Source organism: Methylibium sp., from assembly GCF_013817345.1.
Classification (GTDB): domain Bacteria; phylum Pseudomonadota; class Gammaproteobacteria; order Burkholderiales; family Burkholderiaceae_C; genus Methylibium.
This window is the reverse complement of the sequence record NZ_JACDCW010000197.1, coordinates 1-2,709: the sequence shown is the minus strand read 5'-3', so window position 1 is coordinate 2,709 and position 2,709 is coordinate 1. Positions and strand designations below refer to the sequence as shown.

The window sequence follows — 2,709 nt, the reverse complement described above, 5'->3', positions numbered from 1 at the left end:
TCTTGGCCTCCTCGTTGTCCAAGGTCACGAGGTTGGGCGTGGAAAGAATGTTGCCGTCGGCGTTGGTTTCCAGGAAGCGCGCCAGCGCGCCCAGCGTGTAGATGCCGCCGTACTTGCGGATGATCCCCAGGTTCAGGCCCGAACTCGGCAGCGGCACCGAACTGCCGCCCGTGGCGCCGCCGCCGGCCCCGGCCGCAGCGAGCGATAGATTGAGGATGTTGTTGCCGCCGGTGCCGAAGTTGGTGCCGCCCAGTACACCGTACTTGTCGCCGCTGTTGCCGATCAGGCCCTGCCACTGCACGCCCACGTCGGCCGCCTTGGTGGCGTTCACCTCCACCAGCAAGGTCTCCACATAGACCTGGGCGCGGCGTTCGTCGAGCTTGTCGATCACCGCACGCAGCTGGCGGTACAGCGGATCGGGTGCCGTGATGATGAGCGAGTTGGTGGCCGGGTCGGCCTGGATGAAACCGCCCGTGGAGGGCGCCGCCGCGGCGCTGACCGGGCTCGTGGACTGCTGCGAAGCACCGGTCGCGCTTTGCCCACCGAGCGCATTGGTGCCGCCGAACGCCTGCTGCTGACCCTGCGGTTGGCTTTGCGTCTGGCCGGTGATGGGGCCGGTCTGTCCGCCGCCGCCGCCGCGCGCGTCGGTGGCAAAGGCAGCCCGCAGCACCTGCGCCAAGCGTGTGGCGTCGGCATTCTTCAGGTAGACCACGTAGATGCCGCTGCCGCCGGTGCCGTTGGCGCCCGGCTGATCGAGCTTGGCCACGAGCGCGCGCACCTGCGCCAGCTTGGCCCGGTTGGGGGCACGCACGAGCAGCGAGTTGGTGCGGGTATCGACCATCACAGCCAGCGCATTGGCCGATCCGGGCGCACCCGGCGCGCCCGGCGATTCGGACAGGCGCTGCACGACAGGCGCCAGGTCGGAGGCGACCGCATAGGCGAGCGGAAGAACCTCGACGTCGGTGGCGTTGGGCACGTCGATGGCCGCGATCATCTTGGCCAGGCGCTGCAGGTTGTCGGCGTAGTCGGTGATGACCAGCGTGTTGTTGCCGGGGTTGGCGTTGATGGTGTTGTTCGGGCTGATCAGCGGGCGCAGCACCGTCACGAGGTTGTTGGCGCTCTCGTGCTGCAGCCGGAAGATCTGCGTGATGATCTGGTCGCCGCGCCGCGACACGGAGTCGCCGATGGACACCGTGCCGGTCTGCAGCTTGGCGTCGGCCTCGGGCACCACCTTGAGCAGCCCGGCCACCTCGACCACCGTGAAGCCCAGGCCGCGCAGCGCCGCCAGAAAGTTCAGATACGCCTCGCGCGGCGGCAGCGCCTGCTCGCTGTAGAGCGTGATCTGGCCCTTGACGCGCGGGTCCACGATGATCTGGCGGTCCAGGATGGCGCCCATGGCGCGCGCCACGCCTTCGATCTCGGCATTGACGAAATTGAGCGTCACCGGCTCGCGCGAGGGCCCGCGAGGCGCCTGCTGGGCCAGCGCGAACGGTGCGGCGGCTGCCAGCAGCAGCGCCAGCGCGCAGGCCGTCGCGAGTGCGCGTGCCGGGAGGCTGGTGCCGGGCGGTGTGGGAACAAGAAGGCTCATGATCATCCGATTGAAATGACGGACCGGGCGCCGTCGCGCCGCCCGATGATGTTCAGCAGGTTGTCGAGGGCCGGCCGGTCGGCTTCGGTGGCGGCGCGTGCCTCGCCGCGAAAATCGAGGCCGCCCGCGCCGAGCGTGCCTTGGCCGGTGAGCTGCAGCGCGCCCTCGGTGGTGCCGAGGTCGAGTCGGGTGGTGCCGGCGCTTGCCGGGTCGCCCGAAACCTCGAAGCGGTAGCTTCCCAGAGTCTCCAGCGTGGTGATGCTGGAGGCCACGTCGATCAGTTCCAGCGCCGCGCGGCCCTCGACCAGCCAGCGCCCCTGCACCCATTGCACGCTCAGGCCCGACGGCGAGCTCAGGCGCAGGCTGCCGCCGAGCTGCAGAGTGTTCCAGGGCGTGCCCAGGCCGGAAAGCCACTCGGCCGGCCACTGGCCGATCCAGCCCTGCCGGGCTTGCAGCGTGGTCGTGATCCGGCCCCAGCCGGGCCTGACGGTGATCACCGGCCGGCCGTTCAGGCAGCACGCGTGTTCCAGCCGCAGCGCCAGCGCCAGGCCGGCCGGGCGCAAGGTCCATTGCAGGCGCCCGGGCAGCGAGCGCGCCTCGCGGCTGTCGCTGCCACCGGCCAGTACCGCCACGGCGCTGCCGTTCCACAGGCTGCCCTGTGCATCGGCCAGCACGAGGTGCCCGCCGCTGGCGCGCTCCATCCAGCCGGCCAGCCAGGCGGCCGGGGCGAAGGCGACTGTGCCCAGCAGCGCGCCGACAAGCGCGCCCGCGATGGCCCAGCGCCGCCCGGCGGAGCGCTCGCGCCGCCAGCGAAGGCCTTCGTAAGTGGACAGGCCGAACTCCGTGGCGCGGGTGGTCGCGGCACCGCCGCCGCGCAGCCGCGAGGCGCGCCAGATCGACGGTCGAAAAGCGGGCAGTGCCATTTCAGTAATCCATGGCGCTGTGCGCCGTCCGCGACGAATGAATCGCCAACAAGCGGGGAGGGTCTGGAACCGGCCCGTTGCGGACGTTCGGCTGACGGCCATGCGGGTGTTCGGCTGGAGCAAAGCCGTGGGCGGGTGCCCGTCGGCGCTTCAGTGCGGCGGTCGACCCTGCGGGCCGACTGCGCTGCGCTGCTCGGG

Annotated in this window: 2 protein-coding genes; both read right to left on the bottom strand. The window is 70.9% G+C overall.

The genetic code is table 11. From position 1 onward, the window contains the following. The coding region (gene gspD, locus H0W40_RS19840) for a type II secretion system secretin GspD (RefSeq protein WP_292449641.1) at window positions 1-1,588 on the bottom strand (1,588 nt) is incomplete at its 3' end. A 2-nt stretch (window positions 1,589-1,590) separates the two neighbouring features. Continuing rightward, window positions 1,591-2,511: a type II secretion system protein N gene (gspN, locus tag H0W40_RS19835; RefSeq protein ID WP_292449638.1), complete on the bottom strand. Its 921-nt coding sequence runs from the start codon at window positions 2,509-2,511 to the stop codon at window positions 1,591-1,593. Window positions 2,512-2,709 lie beyond the last annotated feature (198 nt).